At 64.9% G+C, this 23,175-nt stretch carries 25 protein-coding genes; 10 read left to right on the top strand and 15 right to left on the bottom strand.

The window, feature by feature from the left end; translation table 11 throughout:
* Positions 1-19: 19 nt before the first annotated feature.
* Genes RS027_RS04345 through RS027_RS04335 form a run of 3 tightly spaced genes read right to left on the bottom strand, consistent with a single transcriptional unit; the run spans position 20 to position 1,994 of the window.
* Positions 20-778, bottom strand: a complete 759-nt coding sequence (locus RS027_RS04345; protein WP_311954723.1) for a phosphodiesterase — start codon at positions 776-778, stop codon at positions 20-22.
* Between the two features lie 47 nt (positions 779-825).
* The gene (locus RS027_RS04340; protein WP_311954722.1) at positions 826-1,287 is read right to left on the bottom strand and encodes a DUF1249 domain-containing protein; all 462 of its coding nucleotides are present in this window, start codon (positions 1,285-1,287) and stop codon (positions 826-828) included.
* Between the two features lie 17 nt (positions 1,288-1,304).
* Positions 1,305-1,994: an NUDIX domain-containing protein gene (locus RS027_RS04335; RefSeq protein WP_311954721.1), complete on the bottom strand. Its 690-nt coding sequence runs from the start codon at positions 1,992-1,994 to the stop codon at positions 1,305-1,307.
* A 145-nt stretch (positions 1,995-2,139) separates the two neighbouring features.
* Here RS027_RS04335 and greB point away from each other — a divergent pair, with 145 nt between their 5' ends.
* From greB to cyoE, 6 genes are all read left to right on the top strand, one after another.
* Positions 2,140-2,676, top strand: a complete 537-nt coding sequence (gene greB, locus RS027_RS04330; RefSeq protein ID WP_311954720.1) for a transcription elongation factor GreB — start codon at positions 2,140-2,142, stop codon at positions 2,674-2,676.
* A 441-nt stretch (positions 2,677-3,117) separates the two neighbouring features.
* Positions 3,118-4,032, top strand: a complete 915-nt coding sequence (gene cyoA / locus RS027_RS04325; RefSeq protein WP_311954719.1) for a ubiquinol oxidase subunit II — start codon at positions 3,118-3,120, stop codon at positions 4,030-4,032.
* Positions 4,033-4,035: 3 nt separating this feature from the next.
* On the top strand, positions 4,036-6,054 hold the full coding sequence (gene cyoB, locus RS027_RS04320) for a cytochrome o ubiquinol oxidase subunit I (RefSeq protein WP_311954718.1): 2,019 nt from the start codon (positions 4,036-4,038) through the stop codon (positions 6,052-6,054).
* The gene (locus RS027_RS04315) at positions 6,054-6,680 is read left to right on the top strand and encodes a cytochrome o ubiquinol oxidase subunit III (RefSeq protein WP_311954717.1); all 627 of its coding nucleotides are present in this window, start codon (positions 6,054-6,056) and stop codon (positions 6,678-6,680) included. The genes cyoB and RS027_RS04315 overlap by 1 nt, the downstream gene beginning before the upstream one ends.
* A gap of 1 nt (position 6,681) precedes the next feature.
* On the top strand, positions 6,682-7,014 hold the full coding sequence (locus RS027_RS04310; RefSeq protein WP_311954716.1) for a cytochrome o ubiquinol oxidase subunit IV: 333 nt from the start codon (positions 6,682-6,684) through the stop codon (positions 7,012-7,014).
* Positions 7,014-7,913: a heme o synthase gene (gene cyoE, locus RS027_RS04305; RefSeq protein ID WP_311954715.1), complete on the top strand. Its 900-nt coding sequence runs from the start codon at positions 7,014-7,016 to the stop codon at positions 7,911-7,913. Before RS027_RS04310 ends, cyoE begins: the two co-directional genes overlap by 1 nt.
* 223 nt (positions 7,914-8,136) lie before the next feature.
* Here the strand turns inward: cyoE and RS027_RS04300 are convergent, their stop codons facing one another.
* The gene (locus tag RS027_RS04300) at positions 8,137-9,141 is read right to left on the bottom strand and encodes a methyltransferase (protein ID WP_311954714.1); all 1,005 of its coding nucleotides are present in this window, start codon (positions 9,139-9,141) and stop codon (positions 8,137-8,139) included.
* Complete coding sequence (locus RS027_RS04295) at positions 9,138-9,899, bottom strand: methyltransferase domain-containing protein (protein WP_376717578.1); 762 nt, start codon at positions 9,897-9,899, stop codon at positions 9,138-9,140. Before RS027_RS04295 ends, RS027_RS04300 begins: the two co-directional genes overlap by 4 nt.
* A gap of 228 nt (positions 9,900-10,127) precedes the next feature.
* Here RS027_RS04295 and RS027_RS04290 point away from each other — a divergent pair, with 228 nt between their 5' ends.
* Positions 10,128-10,553, top strand: a complete 426-nt coding sequence (locus RS027_RS04290) for a DUF488 domain-containing protein (RefSeq protein ID WP_311954712.1) — start codon at positions 10,128-10,130, stop codon at positions 10,551-10,553.
* Positions 10,554-10,561: 8 nt separating this feature from the next.
* Here RS027_RS04290 and RS027_RS04285 read toward each other — a convergent pair whose 3' ends face one another.
* The 10 genes from RS027_RS04285 to RS027_RS04240 all read right to left on the bottom strand — a co-directional run bounded on the left by RS027_RS04285 (position 10,562) and on the right by RS027_RS04240 (position 19,893).
* Entirely contained in the window at positions 10,562-10,945 is a 384-nt protein-coding gene (locus RS027_RS04285) for a thiol-disulfide oxidoreductase DCC family protein (RefSeq protein WP_311954711.1), read from the bottom strand.
* A gap of 115 nt (positions 10,946-11,060) precedes the next feature.
* On the bottom strand, positions 11,061-12,875 hold the full coding sequence (locus RS027_RS04280; RefSeq protein WP_311954710.1) for a monovalent cation:proton antiporter-2 (CPA2) family protein: 1,815 nt from the start codon (positions 12,873-12,875) through the stop codon (positions 11,061-11,063).
* A gap of 61 nt (positions 12,876-12,936) precedes the next feature.
* Positions 12,937-13,632, bottom strand: coding sequence for an extensin-like domain-containing protein (locus RS027_RS04275; RefSeq protein ID WP_311954709.1), 696 nt, complete (start codon positions 13,630-13,632; stop codon positions 12,937-12,939).
* The gene (locus RS027_RS04270; protein ID WP_311954708.1) at positions 13,629-14,807 is read right to left on the bottom strand and encodes a toxic anion resistance protein; all 1,179 of its coding nucleotides are present in this window, start codon (positions 14,805-14,807) and stop codon (positions 13,629-13,631) included. Before RS027_RS04270 ends, RS027_RS04275 begins: the two co-directional genes overlap by 4 nt.
* Before the next feature lie 60 nt (positions 14,808-14,867).
* Complete coding sequence (locus tag RS027_RS04265) at positions 14,868-15,809, bottom strand: cobyrinic acid a,c-diamide synthase (RefSeq protein WP_311954707.1); 942 nt, start codon at positions 15,807-15,809, stop codon at positions 14,868-14,870.
* 260 nt (positions 15,810-16,069) lie between these two features.
* Positions 16,070-17,230, bottom strand: coding sequence for an ABC transporter substrate-binding protein (locus RS027_RS04260; protein WP_311954706.1), 1,161 nt, complete (start codon positions 17,228-17,230; stop codon positions 16,070-16,072).
* Positions 17,194-17,406: a sensor histidine kinase gene (locus RS027_RS04255; RefSeq protein ID WP_311954705.1), complete on the bottom strand. Its 213-nt coding sequence runs from the start codon at positions 17,404-17,406 to the stop codon at positions 17,194-17,196. The genes RS027_RS04260 and RS027_RS04255 overlap by 37 nt, the downstream gene beginning before the upstream one ends.
* Positions 17,396-18,589, bottom strand: a complete 1,194-nt coding sequence (locus tag RS027_RS04250) for a sensor histidine kinase (protein WP_311954704.1) — start codon at positions 18,587-18,589, stop codon at positions 17,396-17,398. The genes RS027_RS04255 and RS027_RS04250 overlap by 11 nt, the downstream gene beginning before the upstream one ends.
* Positions 18,586-19,263 (bottom strand): response regulator transcription factor, encoded by a 678-nt coding sequence (locus RS027_RS04245; protein ID WP_311954703.1) that lies wholly within the window; start codon positions 19,261-19,263, stop codon positions 18,586-18,588. Before RS027_RS04245 ends, RS027_RS04250 begins: the two co-directional genes overlap by 4 nt.
* Positions 19,264-19,284: 21 nt before the next feature.
* The gene (locus RS027_RS04240; RefSeq protein WP_311954702.1) at positions 19,285-19,893 is read right to left on the bottom strand and encodes a helix-turn-helix domain-containing protein; all 609 of its coding nucleotides are present in this window, start codon (positions 19,891-19,893) and stop codon (positions 19,285-19,287) included.
* 203 nt (positions 19,894-20,096) lie between these two features.
* On the opposite strand from RS027_RS04240, the gene RS027_RS04235 reads away from it, so the two are divergent.
* The 3 genes from RS027_RS04235 to RS027_RS04225 are packed head-to-tail and all read left to right on the top strand — an operon-like array spanning position 20,097 to position 23,091.
* Entirely contained in the window at positions 20,097-21,134 is a 1,038-nt protein-coding gene (locus tag RS027_RS04235) for a Bug family tripartite tricarboxylate transporter substrate binding protein (RefSeq protein WP_311954701.1), read from the top strand.
* Positions 21,134-21,586 carry a tripartite tricarboxylate transporter TctB family protein gene (locus RS027_RS04230; RefSeq protein ID WP_311954700.1) on the top strand — a complete coding sequence of 151 codons (453 nt, stop codon included), beginning with the start codon at positions 21,134-21,136 and terminating at the stop codon, positions 21,584-21,586. Before RS027_RS04235 ends, RS027_RS04230 begins: the two co-directional genes overlap by 1 nt.
* A complete protein-coding gene (locus tag RS027_RS04225; protein WP_311954699.1) occupies positions 21,586-23,091 on the top strand; it encodes a tripartite tricarboxylate transporter permease in 1,506 nt (501 codons plus the stop codon). The genes RS027_RS04230 and RS027_RS04225 overlap by 1 nt, the downstream gene beginning before the upstream one ends.
* Positions 23,092-23,175: the final 84 nt, after the last annotated feature.

Here is a 23,175-nt window from a genome sequence, read left to right as displayed (position 1 = left end):
AAAGATAAAGCATCACAGGCTACTCGCTGCCAGAACTCGCGGCAAACGCCGCCACGCGCTCTAGCCGAGTGCTGAAACCGCTCTCGCTCAGGGTCATCACCCGGTAGCCGGGGCTAGCTTCGGCGTCCACGGCGAAGCTTACCGCATCGGGCAGAAACTGATCCGCCGCGGCCGGGCAGCCGTAGACCTGAACGCGGTGCTCCGCGCACGCTACGCCGCGGGCAAACGCCTGGTGAGCGTGGCCGAACAGCACCGTTTGCACCTGGGGGTAGTGTGCCAGCGTGCGCCAGAAGGCTTCGCTATCTTCAAGGCCGATGGCGTCCATCCACGCGGCCCCGACCGCCACCGGCGGATGGTGCATGGCGATCAGCACCGGGCGGTCGTTGCCTTCCAGCCAGGCCGCCAGCGCGGCGAGCTTTTCTGCCCCCAGCGCGCCGTGGGGCTTGCCCGGCACCCGGGTATTGAGCAGCAGCATGCGCCAGGTGCCGAGGTCTACGGCGTCGACCAGCTCGCGCTCGGCAGCCATCAAATCCAGCCGGTCGTGGTTGCCGGGAAGCCAATACCAGGGGCACGGCAGCGTACCAAACAGCCGCGCGGCGGCGGCGTAGGAAGCAGGCGTTTCGTCCTGGCTGATATCGCCGGTAACGACCACCGCGTCCGGGCGCTCGGCCCTCACCGCGGCGATCACCGCTTCCAGCTGAGCAAGGGGCACGCCGGTGCGCGAGCGCGCCAGCGGATCGGCGTGAAGGTGAGTATCGGTAATCTGAACCAGTTTCATGGGCGGGCTTTTATCGACGGGAGATACTCGCACTGCGTCAGCCGCGCTCAGGGGGTTTCGGCGACGAAGGCGCTGCGCCCGTGAGCCAAGCCGTGGGCCAGCCATTCGCCCAGAAAGCGGTTGAGCTGGAGCTTTTCGTCGGGCTGATGCATGCGCGGATTGGGGTAGCGGTAGCGCCCGCTGAAGTGGCGCTCGCGCTGAAAGTCGATGACTTCGGCCATGCGCACGTCGTGATAGAGATGCACGCGCATCCTGGGGCGTTCGACCACGCGGTCCAGCGGGCCGGTCTGGCTGATTTCGACCAGGGTGGTGTAAGGCGCGTTTTGCCGCACGTGCAGGCGCAGGGCAAAGGCGCTCTTCACCTCGGCGTCATCGGGTGCGTCGCCCAGACCGATCTCGCGCTGCTGCCCCTGCTCCATGTCGCCGACAAGGCGCAGCAGCCGCAGATAGTTGGCGCTGCATTCGCCCTGCAGCGTTTTCAGATCGGTGACGTAGGCGCTTCGTGCCATGTTCGCTCCTGCTCGAATTATTGCGCGGTCGTCGCGCCGAAGCGGCGCGCGTGCTCGGGAAGGGCGCGCAGCGAGGCGCGCCTGCCGGCAAGCCAGTGCATGCCGATCAGCGTCATGGCGTTATCGAGTCGCCCCGCTTCCATGAGTTCCCAGGCATCGGCGAAGGGTACCACATGCACGCGGATGTCCTCGTGCTCGTCTGCCGCGCCGTGCACGCCGCCCAGATGGGCGGCATCGACCAGCGCGCAGAACAGTGTGACCCGCTCGTTACAGGCACCGGGGCTGGGGTAATAGCGGTGCAGCCGGGTCAGCTCCTGAACCGTGCAGCCGGCCTCTTCCTGCGCTTCCCGACGGACCACTTCCTCTTCGCTTTCATCGCGGTCCTTGAGCCCCGCCACCAGCTCAAGCTTCCACGGCGAGGAAGAATCATCCACCGCGCCGACGCGGAACTGCTCGACAAACACCAGCGAATCCAGCGCCACGTCGTAAAGCAGCACGCCCACCGCGCCATGGCGGCAATGAAGTTCGCGGCGCACGGTGTCGCTCCAGCCGCCCTCGAACAGGCGGTGGCGCAGGGTCAGCGCTTCCACGTGGAAAAAGCCCTGCTGCAGCACCTCGCGCGAGGCGATATCGACGTCCTCGCCGGTAAACGGCGGCGTCAATAACGACCTGGCAGGCAGTCGCGATTCGTCGGATGTGGATATCATTCAACAGCTCCCGGCCCGGTTCAATATCGCCCCATTATCGGCGCTGACGGCTTGAAATGCCAATGGGCACCGGCTTGGCAACGCAGCCCTGCCGGCCTAAAGTGGGCAGCCGCTGACAGCGCGCGACGGTTAACAAGGAGCCTAGATGAAAGGCAGAAACATGACCCGCTGGCGCGACCCGGCCAAGGATCCGCGCCAGGAACCCAAGAGCAACCTGATCACCGCCGAGGGGGCCGAGCGCCTGCGCGGCATTCTCGATCACCTGGCTCGGGTGAAGCGCCCGGCGCTTTCCACCAAGGTGGGCGAAGCCGCCGCCCAGGGCGACCGCTCGGAAAACGCCGACTACACCTACAACAAGAAAGAGCTCGGCCGGGTGCTGGGCCGCATCCGCTACCTGACCAAGCGCCTCGACGAGCTCCAGGTAGTCGATCGCCTGCCGGCGGACACCGACAAGGTATTCTTCGGCGCCTTTGTCGAGCTTGAGGACGACGACGGCGAGACGCTAACCCTGCGCATTGTCGGCCACGACGAGACCGACACCCGCAAGCGCTGGATCAGCGTCGACGCACCGCTGGCCCGGGCGCTTTTGGGCAAGGCCGTGGACGACGACGTCACCGTGGCCGCACCCGGCGGCCAGCAGCACTATATCGTCACCGGCATCGACTACGCACCGATCCCCTGAGCGCTTGCCGCCTTGCCCTGCCGCTGCGGGCCTTGAACGCGAAGGTGAGCGTCTGCCTTGACCCAAATCAATCTCCGGCGCGGCAGGGGTGTGGCAAAACGTCGCTTCACAGCGCGGTTTTTCCTGTTTAATAATGCGCACTCCGCGGTTAAAGCCGCTGCGTTTGCTCCGGTTTTCCCTCCCTTTTACCGGACAGACGCACTGGCTTTACCTGCGGCCTACGCCAGACGGCGCGCCTTCTTACCGTCAGGACCTCGTCAGCCAATACCGACATCCAGCCGTTAAGAGTCAGTCTCACGCAACCCGTTAGCCTGCTAATAACTAGCCTGCCAACGCTGCCGCGAGGACACGACCCCTCTGTCGACGTCCGTCAATCCGTTGGCTCCGGCGCCTGACCGGCCCGAAAGCGCGCTCGTCTCTTCACTCCCACGAGGTCGCAAGATGAGAAGAAAGAGCTTTACGCGCGCCATCGGTACCTTGCTGCTGATCACGCTACCGCTGCTGCTGGCGGGGTGCGGGTCTGCCCTGCTGGACTCCCGGGGGCAGATCGGCCATGAACAAACGTGGCTGATCCTTACCGCTTTCGGCCTGATGCTGCTCGTGGTTATCCCGGTGATCGGCATGACCCTGTGGTTTGCCGTACGCTACCGCCGCAGCAGCAAGACCGCGGTCTATGAGCCGGACTGGGCTCACTCCAACGCCATCGAGGTGGTAGTTTGGCTGATCCCCTGCGTCATTATCGCGATTCTCGCGACGCTGACGTGGAAAACCACCCACAGCCTCGACCCCCACAAGCCGCTGGAAAGCGACGCCGAGCCCATGGAAATCCAGGTCGTTTCGCTGGACTGGAAGTGGCTTTTTATCTATCCCGAAGAAGGCATTGCCACGGTTAACGAAGTGGCCTTCCCCGAGGATGTACCGGTGCGCTTCCGGGTGACGTCGGGGTCGGTGATGAACTCGTTTTTCATTCCGCGCCTGGGCAGCCAGATCTACGCCATGGCGGGCATGGACAACGACGTTCATCTGATCGCCGACGAACAGGGCACCTACCCGGGGCGCTCGACCAACTACAGCGGATCGGGCTTTGCCGGCATGACGTTCGACGCCATTGCCACGTCCCAGGAAGGCTTTGACGACTGGGTCGCCAAGGCGCGCGAGTCCGACAAGACCCTGACGTTCCCCGAGCAGTACGACCATCTGGCGCTCCCCACCCGGGACGTCCCGGTGAAGTATTTCTCCGAGATATCGCCCGGTCTTTATGAAGACATCCTGCAAAGCTTTCATACCGGCCGCGAGGCGGATGGCCCGTCATCAAGCGATGGCAAGGCACTGCTAAACGCGGAGGCAGCGGAGTAAACCATGTTCGGAAAACTGAGTCTGGAGGCGATCCCCGTCCACGAGCCCATCATCATGGGTACCGTTGCGGCTATTGCGGTAGTGGCAGCGCTGCTGCTGGGGGCGATCACCTACTTCAAGAAATGGCAGTACCTGTGGTCGGAGTGGATTACCACCGTCGACCACAAGAAACTCGGCATCATGTATTTCCTCGTCGCTCTGGTCATGCTGGTGCGCGGCTTCTCCGATGCCATCATGATGCGTACCCAGCAGGCCATGGCCGCCGGGGGCGCGACGGGCTATCTGCCGCCCGAGCACTTTGATCAGATATTTACCGCCCACGGCGTGATCATGATCTTCTTTGTCGCCATGGCCATGGTCATCGGCCTGATGAACCTGGTGGTGCCGCTGCAGATCGGCGCGCGCGACGTGGCTTTCCCGTTTCTCAACAACCTGAGCTTCTGGCTGTTTGCCGCCGGCGTGGTGCTGGTCAACCTGTCGCTGTTCATCGGCGAATTTGCCAAGACCGGCTGGCTGGCCTACGCCCCGCTGTCGGAGCTTCAGTACAGCCCCGACGTCGGCGTGGACTACTGGATATGGGCGCTGCAGATATCGGGGATCGGCACGACGCTTACCGGTATCAACTTCTTTGTGACCATCCTCAAGATGCGCACCAAGGGCATGAAGATGTTCCGCATGCCGATCTTCACCTGGACGTCGCTGTGCGCCAACGTGCTGATCATCGCGTCTTTCCCGATCCTCACCGCGACCATTGCGATGCTCACCCTGGATCGCTACTTCGGCATGCACTTCTTCACCAATGACTTTGGCGGCAACATGATGATGTACGTCAATCTCATCTGGGCCTGGGGCCACCCCGAAGTGTATATCCTGGTGCTGCCGGCCTTCGGCGTGTTCTCCGAGGTCACCTCAACGTTCGCCCGCAAGCGGCTGTTCGGCTATACCACCATGGTCTGGGCGACGGTGTGCATCACGGTGCTGTCGTTCATCGTCTGGCTGCACCACTTCTTCACCATGGGAGCCGGTGCCAACGTCAACGCCTTCTTCGGCATTGCTACGATGATCATCGCCATCCCCACCGGGGTGAAGATCTTCAACTGGCTGTTCACCATGTTCCGCGGCAGCCTGCAGTTCACCTCGCCGATCCTTTGGACCCTTGGCTTCATTGTGACCTTTACGCTTGGCGGCATGACCGGCGTGATGCTCGCGGTGCCCGGCGCCAACTTCGTGCTGCACAACAGCCTCTTTGTCATCGCCCACTTCCACAACGTCATCATCGGCGCCGTGGTCTTCGGTATGATGGCGGGTCTCACCTACTGGTTCCCCAAGGCCTTCGGCTTCACGCTCAACGAGAAATGGGGCAAGCGCGCCTTCTGGTGCTGGTTCATCGGCTTCTACACCGCCTTTATGCCGCTTTACGTGCTGAGCTTTTACGGTGCCGCGCGGCGCATGCAGAGCTACGCCAACGCCGACTGGCAGCCGCTGATGATCGTTGCCTGGGTCGGTGCCGTGATCATCATGGCGGGCATTGCCTGCACGGTGATTCAGCTCTACGTCAGCGTCCGCGATCGCCGGCAGAACCTGGACGTTACCGGCGACCCCTGGGACGCGCGGACCTTTGAATGGTCCACCTCGTCTCCGGCGCCGTTCTACAACTATGCCCACCTCCCGGTCGTCACCGGCATCGACAGCTTCTGGGAAGACAAGCAGCAAAACGGCGCCGAGGCGCTGCTCAGCCACGGACCCTACGAGGACATTCACATGCCCAAAAACACCGTGGCCGGCCCGGTCATGGGCATTTTGAGCATTGCGCTGGGCTTTGCCCTGGTGTGGCATATCTGGTGGCTGGCCGCGCTTAGCGGTGCGGGCATCTTTGTGGCCTTTCTGATGCGCGTGTTCAACGACGACATCGACTACTACGTCCCCGCCGCCGAGGTCGAGCGCATCGAGCGCGAACACCGCGAGCGCTTCCAGCGTCGAGACGAACTCGAGCCCACCAACCGAGTGGAGGTGCGGGCATAATGGCAACCCAAACCATGACTAACCAACACGCCCCGGCGGCCGTTCAGGACGACCACGCCGAGCATCACGACGATGGCGGCACCACGGTTTTCGGCTTCTGGGTCTATCTGATGAGCGACCTGGTGATCTTTGGCTCGCTGTTCGCCACCTACGCCGTGCTCTCCGGGGGCACGGCCGGCGGGCCCTCGGGCCGGGAGATCTTCGAGCTGCCCTTTGTGCTGGTCGAGACCTTCCTGCTGCTGTTCTCAAGCTTTACCTACGGCATGGCCGTGCTCGCGATGAACGCCGACCGAGCCGGCCAGATCAAGGCCTGGCTGGGCATTACCTTCCTGCTCGGCGCGGGCTTTGTGGGGATGGAGCTTTACGAGTTTCACCACCTGATTGCGGAAGGTTTCGGGCCGGATCGCAGCGCGTTTCTCACCGGGTTCTTCACCCTGGTGGGCACCCACGGACTGCACGTGTCATTCGGCCTGATCTGGATCCTGGTGATGCTGGTCCAGGTGTCCACCAAGGGGCTTAACGACATGACCCGCCCGCGGATCATGTGCCTGAGCCTGTTCTGGCACTTTCTGGACATCGTCTGGATCTGCGTTTTCTCCTTCGTCTACCTGATGGGAGTGCTGTGATATGAGCGATTCGCATACCGCACCGGGCGGCGCCAGCCACGGCAGCGTCAAGACCTACGTCACGGGGCTGATCCTCTCCATTGTGCTGACGGTGATCCCGTTTGGCACGGTGATGAGCGGCGCCTTCAGTACCGCAACGACGGTGCTCGTTATCGTGGCCATGGCGGTCGCCCAGATTCTGGTGCAGCTGGTGATGTTCATGCACATGAACACCAAGTCCGACGAAGGTTGGAACCTGACGTCGTTTATCTTCACGCTCACTATACTGGCCCTGGTCGTGGGAGGTTCGCTGTGGATCATGCATCACCTGCATCTCAATATGATGATCGGCTAGTGGCGACGCCGAGCCGTTTCCAGGACTTCGTCACCCTGACCAAGCCGGGAATCATCGGCGGCAACGTTATCTCCGTTATGGGCGGCTTTTTCCTCGCCGCCCGGGGCGAGTTCGACGCCTGGCTGTTTCTCGCAACGCTTGTGGGGCTTGGCCTGGTGATTGCGTCGGGGTGCGCGTACAACAACGTCATCGACCGCGATATCGACGCGATCATGCGCCGTACGCAAAGCCGCCCGCTGGTTCAGGGGCGGATCACCCCGGCAGCCACGCTGGTATTCGCGACCCTTCTGGGGCTCGGCGGCTTCGGTCTTTTGGCTCTCGGCACCAACGCCCTGACCGTGGGACTTGCCGCCTTCGGCTTTGCGATTTATGTGGGGGCCTACAGCCTCTACATGAAGCGCCATTCGGAGTTCGGCACCCTGGTCGGCAGCCTCTCCGGCGCAGTCCCGCCGGTGGTGGGCTACTGCGCGGTCACCGGGCAGCTCGATACCGGCGCGCTGACGCTGCTGGCGATCTTCTGCCTGTGGCAGATGCCGCACTCCTACGCCATTGCCATCTTCCGCCGGGAAGACTACCGCGCCGCGTCGATTCCGGTGCTGCCGGTGGTGCGCGGTATCGAAACCGCCAAGCACTACATCCTCGGCTACATTTTGGCCTTTGTGGTGGCCACGCTCACGCTTAGCCTGGCCGGCTACGCCGGGGTAGGCTACTTCGCCGTCGCCCTGGTGATGGGGGTCTACTGGCTCTACCTGGGCCTTGAGGGCTACCGCGCCCGGGACGACGAGAAGTGGGCCAAGCAGGTCTTCGGCTTTTCCATCCTGACCATCACCGCGCTCAGCGTGATGATGTCGGTGGACTCGAGCCTTGCGCCCAACGTCGCGCTCTGGACCGCGCTGTAACGCCCGGCCGGTAGCTGCCAACGCAAAACCGCGCGCCCCTTCAGGGACGCGCGGTTTTTTTATGGGCGCCTATCGACGCCCGTCGCGCGGCATAGCCGCCCTCCTACGAGCTACGCGTCATCGCGAGCGAAGCGTGGCGATCTCATTACTGTGCCAATAGTAAAATCCCGAGATTGCTTCACTGCGTTCGCAACGACGCAAAAACAGGAATGCATCGGTTACCTTATTTACCCCGATACACCCGAAACCGGCGGTTGTCGGCGAGCACCTCAAATTTGCCAATCGCCCGTTCCAGCGGCTCGGCGTAAGGCAAAAAAGCGTTAGCGACCAGCACCAGCTGGCCGCCTCGGTTCAGCCGCTCGGGCGCCTCGGCAATCAGCCTTCCCGCCGGGCCGTAGTCGATATTGCGCTCCTGATGAAACGGCGGGTTGCTCACGATCAGGTCAAAGCGTACGTCTTCCTCAAGCCCGGCGTAGACGTCGCTTGCCAGCACCCGACCTTCCAGGGCGTTTGCGGCCAAAGTGCAGCGGGTTGCCTCCACGGCGAAGTGGTTCACGTCCACCGCCGTGACCCGATGCCCCCGGCGGGCAAGCCAGGCGCTGATAATGCCGTCGCCGCAGCCCACGTCGAGAACGCTGAGCGGAGCGTCGCCAAGCGTGGATTCAAGGGCTTCCAGCAGTAGCGCGGTGCCCTCGTCCACCTTGCCGTGGCCGAAAACGCCGGGGTGGCTTGCAAGCGTGATGTCGCCGGCGCTGAAGCGCTCCCAGGCGGCATCCGTCGGCGCGCCTTCAGGCTTTTGGGTCACGGTGACAAATACCGAACAGCGCCGGGCGCCGTCGCGCTTTTCGCACTCAAGCCCGCGCTCGGCGAGCATTTTCGAAGCTCGGCGAATACCCCCGCCGTGCTCGCCCACTATTGCCAGCGGCGTGCCTTCGGGCAGGGATTGGCTGAGCCAGTCCAGCCACCAGCCGGCAAGCTTCAGCGCCTTGGGCCAGAACAGCACCGCCGCCGGCACCGCCTCAAGGGGCTGACCAAGCGGGGACGCAATAGGCTTATCGGCCAAGCGCCAACGCTCAAGCGTGGCTTCATCGGCGCTGATGGTGCCCCCGGCAGCGCTCACCAGCCAGGGGTCGTCCGGCGGCGCCACCGCCCAGAAGCCGGCAAAGTCCGGGTCATCGAAGAAGGCGTCGCGGGAAAGCAGCTGGCAGCTGGGCGTCTGGGCACTCATGGAAGGGTCTCTTTTGTGGATGGCTTGCGCAGGGTATACAGCAAATAGCGGCCCAGCCGCCAGTGGGGCTCGGTGCGGCAGTAGGCACGCTCAAGGGCCCAAAGCGTCGCCCGGTCGGCGTCATCCGCCACCGGCTCGCGCAGGTAGTCCTGAAAGATACGAACACCCGCCGCGGCCTCGATCTCGAGCTCGGCGGCTTCGGCAAAGCGCTGGATATCGGCGTGGGTAAGCGGGGACACCGGCGTCAGCCGCTTGCCGCGCCCCCAGCCTTCCAGGCGGTCGTCCAGCGCTTTTTGCCGGTTGCCCTTGATCACGTTGGCAAAGCGCAGGGCGTCGCGGTTGAATACCATCAGGCTCAGCTGGCCGCCGGGGGCCAGCAGCCGGCCAAGAGTCAGCACCGCGGACTCGGGGTCGCCCAGCCACTCAAGCACCGCGTGGCAGATCACCAGCGGCCAGGGGCCGGAAGCGCGCGTCTCAAGGGCCTGCAGCGGCGCCTGCAGATACTCAATGCGCTCGGCAAAGGCTTCCCCGGCAAACTCACGGCGGGCGTAATCCAGCATATCCGCAGACGGCTCGGCAAGCGTGACCGAATGGCCGCGCCGGGCAAGCCAGGCGGCCTGCTGGCCAAGGCCGCCGCCGACGTCCAGCGCCGGCTGGCCGTCGAGGTTAAGCATCTCGGGCAGCAGCTCATCGAGCAGCGCCAGGCGCAGCGCGCCCCGCGGGGCGTTATACAGCGAGCGGGCAAACTTCTCCGCCATGCCGTCGAAGTAGCGGTCGCCGTCGGGCGTCAGCTCAGCGGCTGTCTCGGGGGCGTAAGCGATGGGCTTCACGGGTTCAGGGCTCGGCATCAATGGAGGACGGAATAAGGCGCCAGATTATGGTCTCATTGCGCCGCAATCAAGATAGCCGCCCCTCCGGCAGGCGGTAAACGCTCTGCCGGAGGTTTGCTAGACTGTACGTTCAGTGAGGAACAAGGAGGAGGCACAGTGAGCTACTCGATTGCGCTGAAGCGCGTGTATGCCCCCGCCGAGCCGGACGACGGCGCCCGAGTGCTGGTTGACCGCCTGTGGCCCCGGGGCAAAGCGCGGGAGGCGCTTGAGCTAAGCGCCTGGCATCCTGAGGCGGCGCCCTCGAACGCGCTGCGGCGCAAATACCGGCGCGACCGGCGCAGCCAGGCAGCGTTCGATACCCGCTACGGTCTGGAGCTTGCCGACAACGACGACCTGCTGCTGCCGCTGATGCGCTACGCCCGGGCCGGGCGCCTGACGCTTTTAACCGCCAGCCGGCGCATTGAGGACTCGCACCTGCCGGCGCTGCGCGAAAGCGTGCTGCAAGCGCTGGAAAAGGAAGACGCCGCCGACCGCGACCCCGTGGCGTCGCCGCCCTGCTATGCCCACGAGCTGGATCGCTAAGCGCGACGTCAGGAGGGAAGGCGCCCCTCCCGGGCCAGCCGGCGGCGCACCCAGCGCTTGTAGACCGCCGTCAGCACGGGCTTGACGCCCGGAAGCGCCATGGCAAACGCCGCCGGCCGCAGCCGGGGCACCCGCTTCATCAGCAGCACGTAGGCGTCGATGCCTTCGTAAAGGCGCCCTTCGGCGTCTTCCAGATGCAGCGACAGCAGCGCCACGTCGGGATCCACGCCGATAGCGTGCAGGTGCTCGCCGTACTCGCTGAGATCGCACCAGGTAACCGAATCGCCGGTTTCGCCGGCCCACTGCTCGTAGCGAGCGCGGTCGCGTCGGCATATGGGGCAGGCGCCGTCGTAATACACGTAAAGCTGTGTCAACGCCCGTTTCTGGCTCATGTCCACCTCCCGATTGTCATGCCCGCCGCCGGCACAACGCCGGCAGGCATCCTCCTCCCACCATAAGCCTGCACGCCGGCAATGCAAAGCGCCGGCGGGCCGGCAGCAGGCCGGATCAGGGGCGCGGCGGCGGCTCCTCGAGAGTGCCCGGGGTCAGGCTTTCCGCGTCCGCTTCGAAAAGCTCCTGCAGTTCCCGGTTAGCCTGGGCGTGGCTCTGCGGCTGCTGCTGTTCCTCCCGGGACGCCTCCATCTGCCGCGCCAGGGTATGCTCGTCGTGCCGGTGGAAGGTTTCGATGGTGTGCTGGGCAATTTCGTCCTTGACGCCCAGTTCCATCAGTACCCGCCGGGTCATTTCCAGGCTCGACAGCAGCAGCTCGCGAATCACCACGGAAACGCCCAGGCGCATCAGCTGCTGGGCATGGTAGCGATCCCGCGCCCGGGCCAGCAGCCTGGCCCGGGGGAAGCGCCGCCGAATCAGGCCGGCCACGCGCAGCGACATATCCACCTCGCTTACCGCCAGCACCAGCAGATGCGCGCGCCCTGCCCCGGCGGCCTCCAGCAGATCGAGCCGCGAGGCATCGCCGAAATATACCTGGTGGCCGTAGCGGCGGACGAAATCCACCCGCTCGGGGTCGCTGTCCAATACCGTGAAGGGGATTTGCAAACTCTGCAGCACCCGCCCGACCACCTGCCCGAAGCGGCTGAAACCGATGATCAGCACCCGGGGCTCGTGATCCTGGGGCCGGTCGTATTCCCGGGTTGGCTTTTTGTGCGCCAGCAAACCAGAGCGCAGCGCCAGCGCATTGGTCAGGGGCGCCAGCGCAATGGAAAGCGACACGATCAGGATCAGCGTATCGGCCAGCGACGCCTCCAACACGCCGGCGGACAGCGCGGTGGAAAACAGCACGAAACCGAACTCGCCGCCGTGCCCCATGAGCACCCCCAGCCGCAGGGCGACGGCCCAGGGTCGACGAAACAGCCGCGTCGCCACCAGCAGCATAAGAAACTTGACCACCGACAGCCCGAGCACCAGCAGCAGAATGCGCAGGGGCTCTTCCAGCAGCAGCCCAACCTGAGCGGTCATCCCCACCGCCATGAAGAAAAGCCCCAGCAGCAGGCCCTTGAACGGCTGAATATCCGCCTCGATCGCCGGGCGATACTCCGAGCCCGCCAGCAACACCCCGGCAACGAAGGCACCCAGCGCCATGGACAGCCCCGCCTGCTCCATCAGCAGCGCGGCGCCCAACACCACCATCAAGGCAGCGGCGAGGAACATCTCGCGGCTGCGCATTTTGGCGACCTGGTGGAAAAGCGGACGCAGCAGGTAGCGCCCGCAGAGAATCAATAGCGCAAAGGCGCCGAGGCCCAGCACAATATCCCCGAGAACGTCTGACGAGTTGCCGTCAAGGTTCGCCCCGGCGCCGAGAAAAGGAATCAGCGCCAGCACCGGAATGGTGGCCATGTCCTGGAACAGCAGAATGGAAAAGGCATAGCGCCCCTGGCGGCTCTGCATCTCACCGCCCTCGCCGAGCAGCTGCAGCACCAGCGGCGTCGAGCTCAGCCCCAGGCCGAAGCCGACGATCAGCGCCGCCGTGGGCGATAGGCCCAGCAGCCAGGCAATGACGGCGATGGCCAGGCTGGCGGTAAGGAGCTGCAGGCCGCCAAAGACAAACACCGCCCGGCGCATCAGCTTCAGCCGGGAGAGCTTGAGCTCCAGGCCGATGATAAACAGCAGAAACACAATGCCGATCTGGGAAAACCCCAGCACCTGCTCCGGCTCGCGCACCAGGCCGAGCGCGGCCGGGCCGATGGCCACCCCCGCCAGCAGATACCCAAGCACTTCCCCCAGCCCCAGCCGCTTGCACAGCGGTACCACCGCCACCGCCGCGACCAGAAACACCAGGGCGGAATACATCAGTCCAGCTTCCACGGGCGCCTGCTCCAAAATGTCATGATAAATCGGTTAGCCAACGCGGCGTTGCCGGTCGTGCCTAGCGGCACGTGCCGAACCCGCCCATGGCCAAATGAAAATGATTGGCGTGGGCGGCGTTATAGTCCGGCCCCAGCACCGTGGCAAAGTGGCGGCACGCGCCGCGGTGAAGCTCCCGGAGAAACCGGCCGCGTTCGCCCTCGTTCCGCCAGTCGGCAAGCACGCTGGCTCTGCGGCCGTCTTCCAGGGTAAACGCCGCCACGTCCAACGCGTCCGCCGTGGCATGGGCGCTGCGTCGGGCGTTCTGGCGCCCGTAGATGTTGCGGCAGGCAAAGCTGCCGTAGTGCTCAACGCGCCGCACCGGGCTGCCCAGGTGCTCTCTGGCGGCCGGCTGCAGCACGTGATGTTCAAACATCAGCCAGCCAAGCGCCAGCGGGCAGCTGGCGACAAAGCCGCGGTTGAACGACACGCCGCTGGCGTTCAGGCGCACGACATTGGTGAGTGGGCAGTTGGCAACCGGCGCGTAATCCTCGAGCGCCCGATAGTCGAGCGCCTTATCGGGAAAGCTCTCCAGCGCTGCCAGGCAGCCCTCGCGATCCTCCCTGAGCCGTTTGATCTTCCAGCCGGTCACCGGCGTCACCGGGTCCTGAATGCGCAGCGGCGCCAACGGGTTCCACTCCCTGGGGATCTCCCAGAGGCCCTTGTCGAGGGCAACGCCGACGGCGATCAGCACCAGGCAAACGAGTACCCGCTTCACCGAGGTGAGGACTCGTCGCGGCCGCGCTGCATCCGCTCGATGGCGTCACCGCCCCGGCGGGAAAGCGCGTCCAGACGGCTGACCTGTTCCGCCAGCTGGGGCAGCGCTTCCCGGCGATAGCGGGAGACCTCATCGATGGCCGCCATGACGTCGTCAAAGGACTGCTCGAGCTTCTCCATGTCGAGCATCGCCGACCCGGCGCGAGCCTGGATATCCGCGCCCTGGCGGCGCAGCGACTGAGCAGTGCCGGCGATCATGTCCGAAGTGGTGGCGTTGAGCGCCTCGACCTTGTCCAGTACCAGCCGCTGGTTAGCAAGCCCCAGCGCTACGGTCACGGCAACGCTCAGCGCCGATACGGTGACGTTGATCGCCCTGTCCACCCCGCGCATCAGCTCGCGGTTGTTGCGGATGAGCACCTCCAGCGCCAGCACGCCCTGCTGGCTGACCGCCAGCTGCTGCTGGAGATCGACGACGCGCTGGCGCAGCGGAAACAGCAGCTCCTCTTCGATAAAGCGCCGCTCGGGGTCTTCCGCCGGCAGCGCTTCGGCGCTGTGCACCAGGCGCTGATCGATCAGCTGGCCCAGCTCGATCTGCTCCTGGAGCTTTTCCGCGGCGTCTTCCAGCGCCTGCTGGTCGTCCGCCAGGGTGAGATTATCGCGGCCCAGCCGATCCTTTCCCGACTCCAGCTCGTGGATGATCGCGTCCAGCGCCTGCTGGGCACTTTCGTACTTGTGAAAATAGCGCTCCAGGCCGGTGCTCATACCGGGGATGAACTTCAGCACGCGGTCGATCCCCCGCCGAGACAGCCGGTGGCGCTGGGGGTCAAGCTCGCGCATACGGCTGCGCAGCCCGGTCAGCGCCTGGGTCACCGGCCCGCCTTCCTCGCCCTGCTCGGCAAGCGTACGCATGGGCGTCTTGAGCAGTTCGCTCTGGTAGGCGGCCTGGCGCTGGACGTCGCTGCCCAGCTCGTCCACGTGGCGTCGCCGGGACTGGCGCTCGTGCTCCTGAGCCAGCAAGGCGTCCGCAAAGCGCTTCGCCTGCTCGGCCAGACGCTCCCTGGCAGACGAGGCGACGCTCTCGGATGAGGCAAAAGACGGGCGCTCCAGCTCGGCGGCAACGTCCTCCGCCGGCGGCAGGTATAGCGCTTGATGACGTGGATCCTGCGACGTTGACATAAATCGGGCATCCTTTTTACAAAAGGGGAATACTCAACGACTACGGGCAGGCCAGCAAGTTCAGGAATGACGGCTATAGCGATCTGCCCCGGCGACGAAGCGCTGCAGGTCGTCCAGCGCCTGGTCCGCGCTGACGGACGCCTGGGGGCGGCGCGTATCCACCCGGGCCATGGCCACCGCCATGTTATCCAGCGCGGTCAATGCGGTTTCGTTGCGCCCGCCAAGCTCACGGAGCTGCCGGCGGGTATCTTCCACCAGCGCCAGGCGGCGCTCCAGGGCCAGCCGCTCTGCCTGGCTCAGCCGCTCGCCTTCTCCGGCCAGCCGGCGGCGTACGGCGTCGGCGTCCACGCCCGCTACGCCGCTGGCCCGGGACGCCATAGCGGTCAGGTTGTCCACCGCGCCGAAACACACCTCGGCAACCAGCGAGCGAGCGCGCTCGAAGGCCAGCTCTCCTGCCTCGAAGCGCTCCAGCAGCACCGCCATCGCCTTGCGATAGCGGCCGTAAAGGCGGTCCGCCTGCCCGGCAAGCGCCGGCTGCCGGGCCGCCAGCAGACGCTTTTTGGCATCGCAGAGCGCCAGGGTAACGTCGTCCGCATCGGCCGGAGGGTGCTCCGGGTCAAGAATTTCTTCGCCGCTTTCCCGCGCCTGGCGGGCCTGCTCGGCCCGGTGGGCGGCGCTTTTACGCTCGCGCCGGACGTCCGCGCGCCGCTGCCGGCGCTTTTGCCGCCAGCCTCGCCAACGGCGCTCCAGCGGAACCGCGACGGCCACCGCGGCAAGCCCCGCCAGCCAGCCGCCCAGGGACGGCCCAAAACCGCCCCACAGCGAGGTCAGCCACAAAAGCCCGGCCACAAAGGGCACGGCGAGGCCGTAGCGGCCAACCGCCTGCAAGCGCGTGGGCCGCAGGGTGCCCAGAGCGCGGCGCGGGCTCACCAGGCCGATGACCAACCAGGGCAGACAGGAAAGAAATAGCCCGTAGGAGAAACCTTGAAGAAATTCCAGCATGGGGCGTTAAATCCGGTAGACAGGCAAGTCGCCAGTGTAAAGCAAGGACGTCAGGCAGGGAAAAAGACCTCGGCTTTATTTGGGGCTATTTCAGCTAGCCTCAATCAAGCAGTTGAGCCGTCAACAGGTCAGCGAGGGGGCGCTATAAATCCTTCCCTGGACGCTACCTACGCCATCCATGGCGTAGAACCCCCTCTTTGACCTGTCCCCGGCTCCTGTGGACATATAGTCCTCGGCCTTATTCGGGGCTATCGCGGCCGTTATTCCGCGGCCTCCGCCTCGCTTTCCCGGTGAAACTCGCGCCGCCAGCGGGTGAGCAAAGCACGCCGCTTGAGCCGGTCAAGCGCGGCCAGCAGCTGCGGATTAAGCTCTACCGGACGCACGGCAGCGCCCATCTCGGTACGCAGCTTAGCGGCGCTGCCGCTGCCCCTCACCTCGGGATGAATGGCCCCCAGCGTCGTCTCCGTGGCGATGACCTGCTGGCCTTCCTTGCTGACCAGAAAGCCCATGAAAAGCCGGGCAGCCTCCGGGTGCGGCGCCTGCTTCGCCATAAAGGCGAGCCGCTGCACGACCAGGGCATAGTCGTCGGGAATCACCAGCTCAAGCTCAGAGTGCTCGTCAACGAAGGCTCGGGCATAGCTACCCAGGAGGTTATAGCCCAGCCAGTAGCGGCCCTCGGCAAGCCCCCGCAGGGTTTGTGCGGTGGTGGTGTTAAGCTCGGCGTTCACGCTGCCAAGTCCCGCCACCAGCTCCCAATAGCGCGGGGAAAGCCGCGACTCTTCCACCGCATAGCCGTAGCCCGCGCCGCTTTTGGCCGGGTCATAGGTGGCCACGCGCCCCTGCAGGGCGCTTTTCTGCTTGTGTAACAAAGCAAGCAGCTGGGCATGGTTCGCCGGCGGATCGGCCAGCTCCATTAACTTGGGGTGATACACCATCACGATGGGTTCAAAGGTAAAGGCCACCAGCTCCCGGCGCCAGTGCGCCCAGTCAGGCCAGTGCGCCAGCAGGCCCGCCTCCGGCGACTGGGCATAGCCGTCGTTGGCCAGCGAAAACTGCCAGGGCATCGCCGAGGAAATCACCACGTCGGCGCCGCCCGGATCCTCCAGGAAGCGCTCGTACAGGCCCAGCGTCGTCATGTTGCGATAGCGAACCTCAATTTGCGGGTAGCGCCGATGAAACGCCTTGAGCAGCGGCCGGGCCTGGGGCATATCCAGCGCCGCGTGAACGATGAGCGACGACGAGGCCTCTGCCGGCTCGGCGGCCGGCAGATGCAGGGTCTCTGCGGCCGTCCGCTCCCCGCTCGCCTGCCCCGAAGCGGCAGAGCTATTGCCCCAGGCCACCGCCAGCAAGAGCAGCACCAGAAGCCGGCAGATTGCTCGCAGCGTTACTCCGCCGGGTCGGTAAAGGTGAGCGTTACGCACAGGCCAATCCCCCCTTCTCCGTCGCTCAGCGCCAGCCGGGCGCCGTGGTTTCGCGCGATGCTGTCGACGATGGCAAGCCCCAGCCCCGAGCCGTCGCCATCGTCGTGGACGCGATGAAAAGGCCGGAGCACCACCCGCCGCTCTGCCGCCGCGATACCCGCGCCGTTATCTTCCACCCACAGGCGCGGCGGCGCCGGGGCGGCGCCGGGGCGGCGCCGGGGCGGCGCCCAAAGTGACGCGATCGGCGCCGTAGCGCCCAGCGTTATCCAGCAGGTTATTCAGGGCTTCCTCCAGCTGCCACGGCGTTGCGTCCACCATCACCGGCGTCTCGGCGCAGTCCGCGCCCAGGTCAATTTTCGCCTGGCGAAACGCCGGCCAGTGCTCGTGCAGGGCCCGGCGCACATAGCGATTAAGATCGATGCGCTCGGGCGCCGGCTCGTACTCGGGGTTTTCCAGCCGCGTCAGGGATAATAGCTGAGTCGCCAACCGCCCGGTCCGTTCGCTGGACGCATGAATGGCAACCAGCGCGTCATGCCACTGCCCCGGCGATGTCTGGCGCAGCGCCAGCTCGGCGCGGGCGGCAATGCCCGCCAGCGGCGTGCGCAGCTGATGCGAGGCATCGCCGATGAAGCGTTCCTGATTCGCACGTACGCGGCGCATTCGTGCCAGCAGCTGGTTGATCACTTCGCGCAACTCGGCCAGCTCCCGCGGCAAGGTCAGCGCGAGCGGCGACAGCGAGCGCGGATGGCGCGCACGAATGGCGTAGCGCAGCCGAGTCAGTGGGGCGAGCGCGGCGCGCACGGCAAGCAGCAGCATGGCCATCGACAGCAGGCCCATGCCGAGGATTGTGGCGAGACTGCTCCACCACAGGTCGCTGGCGAGCCGTGTGCGCCCTTCCCGGGTATGCGCCACGCGAACGGCAAAGCGCTTGCGGTCGCGCCAGCCGTCCAACCGCGTTCGGCGTATGCCTTCGCGCACGGCCATGCCGCGCCACCGGGTATTCTGATAGAGCAGCGTATCCGCCTCCGGCGAGTCCTCACCGGGATGGGCGGGCAGGCGCGCATTGCCGGTAATATAGCGCCCCTGGCCGTCCACCAGGGTGTAGAAAACGCGCTCCTGGCGCTTCCCCGAGAGCATTTGCAGCGCGGTCGGCGGCAAATCCAGCCACAGCCGGTCATCCTGCCACTGCACCTGTTCGGCTATACTCAGCGTCGCGGCCTGCAGCAAACGGTCAAAAGCGCGATCCGCCGCGGCCTGGGCATCCCGCCAGGCCTGGGTAAACAGCAGGCTTCCCAGCGCGATCAGCGGCAGCGAAAGCCAAACCAAAAGCCGGCCGTAAAGGCTTTTCGCCGGCGTCATTCGCCGATTTCCAGCGCGTAGCCAAGCCCGCGCACGGTGCGCAGCACAAGCGGCGCCGGCAGGCGTTTACGCAGGCGATGAATATACACTTCGATGGCGTTATCGCCGACGCTGTCGGCACCGAACGCCTCTGCCACCAGGTGCGCCTTGTCGACCGGCTGCCCGGCATGCTGCAGCAGACAGGCGAGCAAACGCTGCTCACGGGGTGGCAGCGAAAGCTCCCGGCGGTGGCAGCGAAAGGACAGCGTGGCGGTATCCAGCTCGAGCGGTCCAAAGGCGATCACGCCGCCGCGCCCGCGCCGGCGCAGCAGGGCGCGTACCCGGGCTTCAAGCTCGCTCAGGGCGAAAGGCTTGGCCAGATAGTCATCCGCGCCCAGGTCGAGCCCGTGCACGCGGTCTTCCACTCCGCCGCGCGCCGTCAGTATCAATACCGGCGTTTCGGTATCGTGCTTGCGCAGTGCCTCGAGCACCTCAAGGCCGCCTGGGCCGGGCAAATTCAGATCCAGCACGACAAGGTCCGCCCCGTGGGCGGGTTCGGCGGCATCGCTCGGGGCGAGCAACGCCATGGCCCGATCGCCGTGAGCCAGGTGCGTCAGACGATAGCCTTCGCTGGCAAACAGCTCGCTCAGGGTTTGCGCCAGCATTGTATCGTCTTCAATCAGTACAATATGCATGACAGGGCGTCCTTGAAAACGTCAGGCGGATGACGGCCCACCGCCGTCAGCTTCCTGCTCCCCCAGCGCGGCAGCCGCCTTTTGCAAAAGCGCTAACGCCCGCGCCTTCGGGATCCGCTCCGCAGGCCCGGAGACCGCCAGCCAGCGCAGCGGCGGCGGCCCCGGAAGCGCGACCGTGAGCATCTCGCCTCCCGGGATCGAGGGGCGCGGATCGTCCGGCATCGCGAAGGCCCAGCCCATTCCCGCCTGCAGGTTGTGCCGCAGCGCCTGGGACGGCAGCGCGGCCAGCAGGCACTTGACGCCTTCCGGCGTGCGCTCAAGCAGCGCCGCGGTTTCTTCAAGCTCGGCCGCTAGCTGCTCCAGATAAGGCTCCGCGCGCGCCAGCAGCCCCTGACTGCCGGCGTATCGCCGCGCCAGACGCCCGGGCGTATCTCCCAGCTGCCAGGTACCGTCCTCGGTACGACGCACGTAGTCAAAGCGAGCCAGCGACCCCAGCAGGCGCAGCAGCGTGCTTTTATAAAAGCCGGTGTGGCGAGCGAGATCTGCCAGGCTGAAGCTTTCTGTCGCCGTATCGAACGCTTCCAGCACCGTCAAGGCGCGCTCTACGGCCTCTACTCTGTTGTTAGCCATGAACCCAGCACCCTCAGCATTAACGCTGCCCTGATCAAACTTTAGTCGCAATCGCACGGCACAACGTTGACCGTGCCTTTTACTCTGCCTAAGTTTCTACTCTAAGGAACGGTAATTCTACCTTACAGAACTGTAAGGCAGCCTGCCGGGTTCTGCAACCCCTTGGTAAACCAACAACACAACGTAGCCCGTGAGGACAGATCATGCTCAATAAAACAATGCGTCACCCCTTGATGAACAAGACGTCCGCCGCCCGATTCGGCAAGGCGCCGCTAACGCTGATCGCCACCGCCATGCTCGCGCTTGGCAGCACCGGCGTGTTGGCTTTTGAGCCCGAAGGCAAGGTGGAATGCATTGCGCCCGCCGACCCCGGCGGCGGCTGGGACTTTACCTGCCGCAGCGTGGGCAACGTCATGGAAACCCTGGAGCTGGTGCCGCGCAGCGTGCAGACCATCAACATGGCCGGCGCCGGCGGCGGCGTGGCCTACGCCCATACCGTGAGCAAGCGCGAAGGCGACGAGCAAACGCTGGTTGCCGCCTCCACGGCGACCACCACGCGGCTGGCCCAGGGGCAGTTCCCGGGCATGGATGCCGACATGGTGAACTGGATTGGTGCGCTGGGCGCTGATTATGGGGTCATTGCCGTCGCCGCGGACTCCGAGTACGACGACCTGCCCGCGCTGATGGACGCCCTCAAGGAAGACCCGCGCAGCGTCAAGTTTGCCGGCGGCAGCGCCAAAGGTGGCTGGGACCATCTCAAGGTATTGATTGCCGCCAGGGCAGCTGACGTCGAGGCGCTGCCGCGCATCTCCTACCTGTCGTACAACAACGGCGGCGAAGCCATGACCCAGGTAGTCGGCGGCCACGTCGATGCCTTCACCGGCGATATTTCCGAAGCTCAGGGCTTTATGGAGTCCGGCGACCTGCGCGTACTAGCGGTGCTCGCGGAAGAGCGCCTGCCCGGCGAGTTCAGCGATATTCCCACCGCGCGCGAGCAGGGCATCGATGCGCTGGGGCCCAACTGGCGCGGCTTTTACATGCCGGCTGATATTTCCGCCGATGCCAAGTCCTACTGGGTCGACGCCATGGACACCATCTACTCAAGCGAGGAATGGCAAGACGTCATGACGCAAAACGGCCTGATGCCGTTTCACATGAGCGCCGGCGAATTTGAAAGCTTTGTCCACGATCAGATCGACGAGATCGAACAGCTTTCCCGGGAAATCGGGCTGACCCAGTGATGCGCCTGAACGACCGCGTCTTTGGCATTTTGCTCATCGTCCTGGCCGTGGCTTACGGCTGGGGCGCCACCCAACTTCCGGTGCCTTTCGGCGGTTCGGGGTCGGTTGGCCCCGAAACCTTCCCGCTATTGCTGGCAGGCCTTCTGGGCCTGTCCAGCCTTTATCTGGTGGTGCGCCCGGATCCGGATAACGCCTGGCCGCTGAGCCGTACCGGCATCGAGCTGATCATTGCCGTGGCGGTACTGATCCTCTACGCCATGCTGCTGGCACCGCTTGGCTTCATCATCAGCACCACCCTTGCCGTGGGCACGCTGTGCTGGCGCATGGGCTCAAGACCCCTTCGCGCCTACCTGACCGGCCTTGTTTCCGGCGTCGTGGTGTTTTTGCTGTTCAACTTTGTGCTGGATCTGGCCCTGCCGCTGGGTCTGTTAAGCTTTTTGGAGATAGGCTAATGGAAACCCTCGGCTTTCTCATTGACGGCTTCGGCGTGGCGCTTGCGCCGCACAACCTGATGTTTGCTCTGCTGGGCGCCTTTCTCGGCACCCTGATCGGCGCCCTTCCCGGGTTGGGCCCGGCCAACGGCGTGGCCATTTTGATTCCCCTGGCCTTTTCGCTGGGGCTGCCGCCCGAAACCGCGCTGATCATGTTGACGTCGGTTTACGCCGGGGCCATGTACGGCGGACGCATTTCGTCCATTCTGCTGAATATTCCCGGCGACGAGCCCGCCATGATGACCTGCCTGGACGGCTACCCCATGGCACAAAAGGGCAAGGCCGCCGAAGCCCTGGCCGTGTCGGCGGTGGCTTCGTTCATCGGCAGCCTGGTGGCCACGATCGGGCTGATCCTGCTGGCGCCGCTGCTCGCCAGGTTTGCTCTGACCTTTGGCCCGGCGGAATACTTTGCGCTATTCCTGCTCGCATTTGCCACCCTTGGCGGCATTACCGGCAAAAACCCGGTCAAAACCATTGTCGCGGCCTGTATCGGCCTGATGATCGCGACGATGGGCATTGATAACACCGGCGTTCAGCGCTTCACTTTCGGCGTGCTGGAGCTTTACGAAGGCGTTGACTTCATCATTGCCATTGTCGGCCTCTTTGCCATTTCGGAGCTGTTGTTCTTTATCGAGGCGCGCGCCAGCGGCGGCGCTCCCAAAATGGCGGTCAACAAGCTGTCGCTGTCCTTTGCCGATATCAAAGCGATTATTCCTTCCAGCCTGCGGGGCGGCGCGCTCGGCTTTATCGCCGGCGTGCTGCCCGGCGCCGGCGCTTCGCTGGGCAGCTTTATCGGCTACACCCTGGAAAAGAAGATCGTGGGCAAAAAGGGCTACTTCGGTGAGGGCGATCCGCGCGGCGTAGCCGGCCCCGAGGCCGGCAACAACGGCGCCTCGAGCGGGGCGTTGGTGCCCATGCTGACCCTTGGCGTTCCCGGAAGCGGCACCACGGCCGTGCTGCTGGCGCTGCTGATTTCCCTGAATATTACCCCCGGGCCGCTGATGTTCACGCAAAACGCCGACATCGTCTGGGGCGTGATCGCCGCGCTGCTGATCGGCAACTTTTTGCTGCTGCTGCTGAATATTCCGCTGGTGGGGATTTTCGTCAAGCTGCTTTCGGTGCCGCCGATGTATCTGCTGCCGGTGGTCACCATGGTGGCCTTTGTGGGCATTTACTCGATCAGCAACACCACCTTTGATCTTTATTTCATGGTGGCCTTCGGCGCCGCGGGCTACGTATTGCGCAAGCTGGAAATACCGCTGGTACCGGTTATCCTCGGCCTGCTGCTGGGGCCGGAAATGGAAAAGAACCTGCGCCACGCGCTGGACATTGCCGACGGCGACTGGACGATCCTGTGGAACAGCGGGCTTGCCATCAGCCTCTGGGCGCTTGCCGCTATTGGCTTGGTACTGCCCTATGTGGTCGGTCCTCTGCTGCGTCGCCGCATGCGCTCCAGCGCTCCTTAAACAGTGCGCAGCGACGTGGCAATCCCGCGGCTGTGGGGCACATTTCCCTCTACTGTCGTCGCGAGTCGCGTAGCGACGTGGCGA

It is taken from the genome of Halomonas garicola, from assembly GCF_031935715.1.
Lineage (GTDB): Bacteria > Pseudomonadota > Gammaproteobacteria > Pseudomonadales > Halomonadaceae > Vreelandella > Vreelandella garicola.
This window is presented reverse-complemented; position numbering and strand designations above follow the sequence as displayed.